At 32.8% G+C, this 7,484-nt stretch carries 7 protein-coding genes and 1 tRNA gene; 4 read left to right on the top strand and 4 right to left on the bottom strand.

The window, feature by feature from the left end; all coding sequences use genetic code 11:
* Both J7K39_06175 and J7K39_06170 read left to right on the top strand, forming a co-directional pair.
* On the top strand, positions 1–566 hold a 566-nt coding region (locus tag J7K39_06175; protein MCD6179472.1), incomplete at its 5' end, for a T9SS type A sorting domain-containing protein.
* A 28-nt stretch (positions 567–594) separates the two neighbouring features.
* Positions 595–756, top strand: coding sequence for a hypothetical protein (locus J7K39_06170; GenBank protein ID MCD6179471.1), 162 nt, complete (start codon positions 595–597; stop codon positions 754–756).
* Between the two features lie 248 nt (positions 757–1,004).
* On the opposite strand, the gene J7K39_06165 is transcribed toward J7K39_06170, so the two are convergent.
* Together J7K39_06165 and J7K39_06160 are read right to left on the bottom strand one after the other, a co-directional pair.
* Complete coding sequence (locus tag J7K39_06165; protein MCD6179470.1) at positions 1,005–1,718, bottom strand: hypothetical protein; 714 nt, start codon at positions 1,716–1,718, stop codon at positions 1,005–1,007.
* A 192-nt stretch (positions 1,719–1,910) separates the two neighbouring features.
* Positions 1,911–2,624 carry an outer membrane beta-barrel protein gene (locus J7K39_06160; protein ID MCD6179469.1) on the bottom strand — a complete coding sequence of 238 codons (714 nt, stop codon included), beginning with the start codon at positions 2,622–2,624 and terminating at the stop codon, positions 1,911–1,913.
* Between the two features lie 362 nt (positions 2,625–2,986).
* Here J7K39_06160 and asnS point away from each other — a divergent pair, with 362 nt between their 5' ends.
* Both asnS and rpoN read left to right on the top strand, forming a co-directional pair.
* Positions 2,987–4,426, top strand: a complete 1,440-nt coding sequence (gene asnS, locus J7K39_06155) for an asparagine--tRNA ligase (GenBank protein ID MCD6179468.1) — start codon at positions 2,987–2,989, stop codon at positions 4,424–4,426.
* Positions 4,427–4,514: 88 nt separating this feature from the next.
* Positions 4,515–5,951: an RNA polymerase factor sigma-54 gene (gene rpoN / locus J7K39_06150; GenBank protein ID MCD6179467.1), complete on the top strand. Its 1,437-nt coding sequence runs from the start codon at positions 4,515–4,517 to the stop codon at positions 5,949–5,951.
* Positions 5,952–6,704: 753 nt separating this feature from the next.
* On the opposite strand, the gene J7K39_06145 is transcribed toward rpoN, so the two are convergent.
* Together J7K39_06145 and J7K39_06140 are read right to left on the bottom strand one after the other, a co-directional pair.
* Positions 6,705–6,778: transfer RNA gene (locus J7K39_06145), tRNA-Met, on the bottom strand.
* 188 nt (positions 6,779–6,966) lie between these two features.
* Positions 6,967–7,484: hypothetical protein (locus J7K39_06140; protein MCD6179466.1), on the bottom strand; the 518-nt coding region annotated here is incomplete at its 5' end.

Raw genomic sequence — 7,484 nt, 5'->3', positions numbered from 1 at the left:
ATCCAGATTTTGCTCTTTATTCTCGTTTAGTAGAAGATTATGAAGGCATTAATTTTATGCTTCAGGCATTACCAGAAGAGTATGAAACACTAATTGTTCCTATTGGATTAGATGCCAAAGCAGGCGAAATTATTACTTTCTCTGCAGAGAGTGTTAATATTCCTGAAGACTATGCAGTTGTTTTAGAAGATAGAGCAATGAATGTTTTCACAGATTTAAGCGATGAAGGAGAATATGCTGTTCAGCTTGCTGATGATAGCGAAGGTGTAGGACGTTTCTTTGTTCATACATCCTTTAAATCTGCTTTAGGTATAGGTGATTTAGACGCTGAAAATGCTTTCCAAGTATTTACACGCGTTAATGATAATCAGTTGGTTATTCGGGGAGAATCTACCACCAATACCGTAGCTAGAATTTATAGTATTACAGGTAAACAAATAGCCGTGGTGAACTTAGACAATGCCACAGAGCAGTCTGTTTCGTTTAATGAAGAATCTGGTGTTTATATTGTTCAGATAAGTAATGAGCAAGGAACATATACACAAAAATTCTCTTGGGTAAAATAATTAGAATTAAATATAAAATTCAGAAAAAATGAAAACAAATAATAAAAAACAAATCACAAGAAAAGACGCACTAAAAAAGATGGGAACTTATGCTGCGTTTACGGCTTTAGGTACTATGGTTTTACTGAGTCCAAAAGCCTCACAAGCGGGGTCAACAACTCCAGAACCTCCTAAGAAGGAGAAAAAATAATTTCTAATAAATATGAAATGAAGGCTCTAAGTTTTTTTATTTAGAGCCTTTGTTTTGTTGGATGGACTACCTTTCATTTCGACGGAGCGTAGCGGAGGAGAAATCTCGACAAGCTCGATTTGAGAGGAAGCGGCGAAGCCTTCACTTAAGGTAAATCTGTTTCAAAAAGACTGAGACTTCTCGCCGCACTCGAATTGAGGGCTTAGATATGAGTGAAGGATTTGATTTAATGAAAGCGTGTAAAATGGCTACAAACTATTATAGTATTCAACAACTTTAACCAAATCAGATTCTTTTTTAAGTTTAATCTTATTTTTCTTGATAAAGCTTTTTACTTCAGATTGATGTTTATCAAGTTTTGATAAAAGACTTCTTGGTGAGCTTATTATAAACGGGTCACCATCTGCAATTTTTCCTACAAAGTTCTTTTTATCAATATAATAATATTCCTTGGTTCCGCCACCGCCTTTATAATTAGCTGCAAAACTGTCGTAAGATAAATTTTTCCACCGCTTTATATAAAGTGAAAAATCTCCGGATATACGTAATTCAAAATATCCATTTTGTCTTCTTTCACTATTTTTCAGGAATCTAGGATTAAAAATATATACTTTATCATCTAGGTAAACATATTTTACAGCAAATGGACGATTAAGAGTAAGAGTATCATTATTACGTAAGATTTCAAAAATATCTTTGGAAATATTATAACGTAGTAATACTTCATCAGATTTTTTTCCGTCAGCTAATTCTATTATTCCCGACTGAAATTCTTCTTTTAGATAAGGAATCCCATTTATCGGTATACTACTCTTATCGGAATAGTTGTGTGTGGAAACACCATCAATTATTTCTGTGGATTTAACTCTTGCTCCCAGAGGAACATTAACAGTCTTTAAATTTTGTGAGAAACTAATGTTTATTGATAGTAAAAATACTAAAAACGCAAATGTTTTTTTCATAGTGGTATAATTTTGGTTTGTGCTAATAATAGAACAAAGGTAAATATTTCTTTTGTATATGAAACTTATGTTGAGTTCCAATTTTAAGCAAATGTCTTTCTTTACATAATTTTAACTTTTCGTTAAAATTTAAGATAAAAAAAAGCTGAAAAATATTTCTACTAATCAGCTTTTAATCTTTTTATGTATTCCCTAAAAAGGCATAAAAGTAACACCTATATGTATAGGATACATTTGAGGTCCTTTATCGGCAATAAAAACCTTATTTAAAGAATAGTAACCAAACAGTTGAACCCATTTGTATCCGGCTCTTAACTGAACACCAAATCGATAATCTTCCAACTGATTGATTTTTTTATCCTTAGATATTTCAACATAACCTAAATAATCTCCTGCATCATCAAAAGCATCTCCTTTATAAAAGATTTTGCTATCCAATAAAATGCCAAATTTAAAACCTAATCCAAAACGAAGATCTTTCTCTGTTTTAAAACGTAATTCTAAAGGAATATCTAAGTAGGTAAAATTCATTTTATTACGCGAAAAACTTAATCCTTCGGGAAGAGGTTTAAAACCAACAATATCTGTTACTACAGATGGGTGAGCATTTGAAACGTAATGATCTGATGAAATAAATAAGTTTTCGGAAGAAATTCCCAGACCGGCAGCAACACTCAATCCTTTATCATTTAAATCGTGATTGTACATTACAAAAATATTTACCCCTTGGTTTACTAATCTAGAATCTACAGGAGTCCCATTAATATCTGTTGGCATATTAACCCAAAAACTATTATAAAGATCATAACCCAAGGAAACTTTTTTGATAGTGCTCTCACTTACCGTTTGTGCAAAAGTGCTAATGGCAAATAATCCCAAAATAAATACAAGTATATTTTTTTTCATATTATTTATTATCTATTTAGATTGTATTCTATTTGTTCCTAGATTTTAGAACTCAACCTAATTATTAAAATTTTCTTTTTTTATTTTTCAGGCTACAAATATGAACTAATTTTTGCTATTAATACGATGACTTTAGCCTTAAATTGTGTTAAAATAAGGATAAAATAAAAGCATAAGCCTTTTGTTTGCTGCAAAGATAGGGATTTTTAAATATTGGTTATGCTTTTCTTTTTCTTCCTTAGTTATTAAACCGTATTAAGTAACTATATTTTTACGGAAAATTTTAATCTTCTAATTTCGTCTTAACAATTGTAGCTTACAGAATAAACAATATTATTACTTTTGCAGAAAAAGTTTAACAAATGAAGAGAACGGAGATCAAGACTTTATTAAAGGATGCTGCAATAGGAGCAGAAGTGAATGTTAGAGGTTGGGTAAGAACAAAACGTGGTAGTAAGAATGTTGCTTTTATTGCTTTAAATGACGGGTCAACAATTCATAATATTCAGATAGTAGTGGATATGACTTTGGCTGATGCTATCTATCTTCCTAAAGTTACCTCCGGTGCTGCTATTTCGGTTACAGGAAATGTTGTCGCTTCACAAGGAAGTAATCAGAATATCGAAATAGTCGCTAAAACATTGGAAGTTTTAGGAGAAGCTAATCCCGATGAATATCCATTACAACCAAAAAAACACTCTCTCGAATTCTTAAGAGAAATTGCTCATTTACGTTTTAGATCTAACACCTTTGGAGCTATTACCCGTATTCGGCATTCAATGATATTTGCTGTACATCAGTATTTCACTCAAAATGGATTTTATAATATTCATACGCCAATTATTACGGGCTCTGATGCTGAAGGTGCAGGTGAAATGTTTCAAGTTACTACGCTTGATGTTGGGAATACGCCAAAAACAGAAGACGGAAAGACAGATTACACAAAAGATTTCTTTGGAAAAGAAACCAATCTAACGGTTTCAGGACAATTAGAAGTAGAGACTGCAATGTTGGGAATGTCGAAAGTATATACTTTCGGACCTACTTTTCGTGCAGAGAATTCAAATACCACTCGTCATTTAGCTGAGTTTTGGATGGTAGAACCGGAAGTTGCCTTTAATGATCTTATTGATAATATGGATTTGGCCGAAGATTTCTTGAAGTATCTTATTCAATATGCAATAGATAATAATATGGATGACTTATTGTTTTTGAGTGGTAGATTAAAAGATGAGGAAAAAAGCAAGCCCGAAAATCAACGTTCGATGGAGCTGATTGAAAAACTTCGCTTTGTTCTTGAAAATGAATTTGCTCGTGTTACTTATACAGAGGCCATTCAGATACTTAGAAATTCTAAACCTAATAAAAAGAAAAAATTTCAGTACGTAATTGAAGAATGGGGTGCCGACCTACAATCAGAACATGAAAGATATCTTGTTGAAAAACATTTTAAAAAACCGGTTATTCTGATTGATTATCCTGCGAACATTAAGGCTTTTTATATGAAACAAAGCGAAGACGGAAAAACTGTTCGTGCTATGGATGTTTTATTCCCTCAGATTGGAGAAATTATCGGAGGATCGCAACGAGAAGAGAGCTACGAAAAGTTAAAAAACAAAATTGATGAATTGGGAATCCCCGAAAAAGATTTATGGTGGTATCTTGATACTCGAAAATTTGGGTCGGTAGTACATAGCGGATTTGGTCTTGGCTTTGAACGATTGATGCTGTTTGTAACGGGAATGGGGAATATCCGTGATGTAATTCCTTTTCCGCGAACACCGCAAAATGCCGATTTTTAATTGAATACTAAATTGATGCTTTTTCATTTTTATTGATTGAAAAAAAGCCGTAGATTTATATTCGGAAATTATCTGATGAGAGAATAATATGCAACAACTGAGACTGCAACAAAAATTACTACAGAAACTTTCACCACAGCAAATTTTGCTGATGAAATTGTTACAGATTCCCTCTATTGGTCTCGATCAGCGTATTAAACAAGAAATTGAAGAAAATCCTGCTTTAGAAGATGATTCTCCCGACAATGTAACTGAAACCGTATCGGAGGATGGGGATGAGGAAAAAGATAGTGATGAGGAATTTGATGTAACCGATTATGTTGATGACGATGATATTCCGGAATATAAAACACGATCAAATAATTATGCCGAAGACGATAAAAAAACTATCCCTTTTGCCGCAGGGGTTTCCTTTTACGAAGTCTTAATGGCACAAATTAATCACCAAGGATTTACAAAAAAACAAAGCGAAATAGCTAAAATTATTATCGGAAATATTGATGACTCAGGGTATTTACAACGTGATTTAGAAGCAATGGTTGATGATTTACTCTTTGCTCTAAATATGGAAGTTACCGTAAAAGAAATTGAAGCTGTATTAAAAGTAATTCAAACTTTTGATCCTATTGGTGTAGGAGCCAGAAATTTACAGGAATGTCTGCTTATTCAATTGAAAAGAAAAGATGTTGAAGATGAAAATATTGCCCTTGCAATACGTATAATCGAACGCTACTTTGATGCTTTTACAAAAAAACATTACGATAAAATTTTAAAGAAAGCCCAAATTGACGAATCCCAACTTAAGTTAGCCATTGAAGAAGTTTTAAAACTTAATCCTAAACCTGGTAATTCTTTAGGCGAAACCACTAAAGTAAATCATTATATCATTCCCGATTTTGTTATTACAAATAACGATGGAATATTAGAACTTAATCTTAATTCCAGAAATGCTCCCGAATTACGATTAAACAAAACATATAAAGAAATGCTTTTAGCTTATGCTGCCAATAAGAATAAAAAAGACAAAGAAGCATTTCAGTTTGTAAAACAAAAAGTAGATTCGGCAAAATGGTTTATTGATGCTATAAAGCAACGACAGCATACTTTGTATATTACTATGAAGGCAATTATGGATTATCAATATGCTTATTTTTTAAGTGGTGATGAAGTAGATTTACGTCCAATGATTTTAAAAGATATTGCCGATCAAGTAAATCTTGATATTTCAACTATTTCGCGTGTAGCAAATAGTAAATATGTCCAAACACCTTTTGGTACTCTGCTTTTAAAAAGCTTATTCTCAGAAAGTTTAAAAATGAAAAACGGTGAAGAAGTTTCGACAATAGAAGTAAAGAAAATTCTTTCAAATTGTATTGATGCCGAAGAAAAAACAAAACCAATGACCGATGAGCAGTTAACCAGTATTTTAAAAGAAAAAGGTTATGTAATTGCTCGACGTACAGTTGCAAAATATCGCGAGCAGTTGAATATTCCTGTTGCACGCCTTCGTAAAGAGCTGAATTAATAAAAATACTTTAACTATTAATACTTAATCAGTTATATATCGGAAGATTCCAAAATTCTGCCGACTGTAGGAATGGAAGCCATATAGGCTAAGCTTAATCTCCGGATTAAGCTTGTTAAACTTAATAGTCTCTCAAGCGGAGTAAAAGCATAAATCATTAATTTTCAGGTAACAGTATCAAAAATTATCTACACGGATTCTACGTAGGAGGGAAGGCTAATATTTAAAACCCACTAATATCGCTTCGCGATTTCATATTTTTATTTTTTCACTTCGTGTTTAAGCAAGCTTAACACTTGTTCAAAATAAAAAAACCCAACACTTTGTGTTAGAGTTTATTGTAGCGGGATTGAGAATTAGCTGCGTTGATTCTTTTTGGAGAGGCTAATACCAAAAGCTGGAGAATTAGGATATACTGAAGCATACGAAGCAATAAAAGAATGGTGTAATTAATTGCCTACTCTATAAATATTACAAAAGAAGAAAGTAGTCTAAAAAATACTGAAATCAAGCCTTAATTATTGTTCTTTGTAACTCCCTAAAAAACAAAAACCCTATACTTTCGTATAAGGTTTTTTTAGTGTAGCGGGATCGAGAATTAGCTACGCTGATTCTTTTTGGGGGAAGGCTAATACCAAAAGCCCTAATCGCTTTGCGATTTCGTATTTTTTATTTTTTCACTTCGTGTTTAAGCAAGCTTAACACTTGTTCAAAATAAAAAACCCTATACTTTCGTATAAGGTTTTTTTAGTGTAGCGGGATCGAGAATTGAACTCGAGACCTCCGGGTTATGAATCCGACGCTCTAACCAACTGAGCTACCCCGCCATTTTTTGAGATTGCAAAATTAGAACTTTTTTTCAGTGTTCAAACTATTAATTCAAAAAATACGAGAATCTATAGCCTATTTCACCAATTCCTTAATATAACAATCCTCCTGAAGTATATGTAATCCTTCGACTCTACTCAGTATCAGTTCGACTATATAATTTTGCTTCACGAAATTAAAGTCTCACTTATTTTATCGTATGTGTGTAATTTACACCTCTTTCTTTTAATCCATTGAGCATAAAATCAACATTATCTTTAGAAATTGCAAGTGCTTCTGGTGCAGAAACACCATCTTCCCTGAACAGTCCAGCATTTAGCAAACGCAAGGCTACGGTTGCTGTATATCCCGTTGTTCTAGCCATTGAATGTGTCCCTGTTTCATCATCGTGCTCATCGTAAAGATCAAAAGTATGAGTTTGGGCTTTTCCGTCTTTTAATCCACTAACAATAATTTGCATTACCGTTAAATCACGGTCATTATCTTCTAACTTCCACTGATCGAAGAGTAAATCAGAGGTCAATTCTATTGGACTAACTTCTTTACCGTCGATTATTCTTTTTTCTGTATCAAAAAATCCGCTATCGCGAAGCAATTTTATCTTATCAATATAGTTTGGATAACGCAAGGTTTTCTCAATCATATTTGGAACATCCAAAGTATACATCAAAGAACGTAAACCATCACTATTAAAGGCTTCCAACT

This window comes from Bacteroidales bacterium (genome assembly GCA_021157585.1).
In the GTDB taxonomy this organism is placed as follows: Bacteria; Bacteroidota; Bacteroidia; order Bacteroidales; family UBA12170; genus UBA12170.
This window is presented reverse-complemented; position numbering and strand designations above follow the sequence as displayed.

Coding starts and splice junctions, on each gene's coding strand:
- J7K39_06170 (MCD6179471.1), top strand. CDS start 595: ATGAAAACAAATAATAAAAAACAAATCACAAGAAAAGACGCACTAAAA.
- J7K39_06165 (MCD6179470.1), bottom strand. CDS start 1,718: ATGAAAAAAACATTTGCGTTTTTAGTATTTTTACTATCAATAAACATT.
- J7K39_06160 (MCD6179469.1), bottom strand. CDS start 2,624: ATGAAAAAAAATATACTTGTATTTATTTTGGGATTATTTGCCATTAGC.
- asnS (MCD6179468.1), top strand. CDS start 2,987: ATGAAGAGAACGGAGATCAAGACTTTATTAAAGGATGCTGCAATAGGA.
- rpoN (MCD6179467.1), top strand. CDS start 4,515: ATGCAACAACTGAGACTGCAACAAAAATTACTACAGAAACTTTCACCA.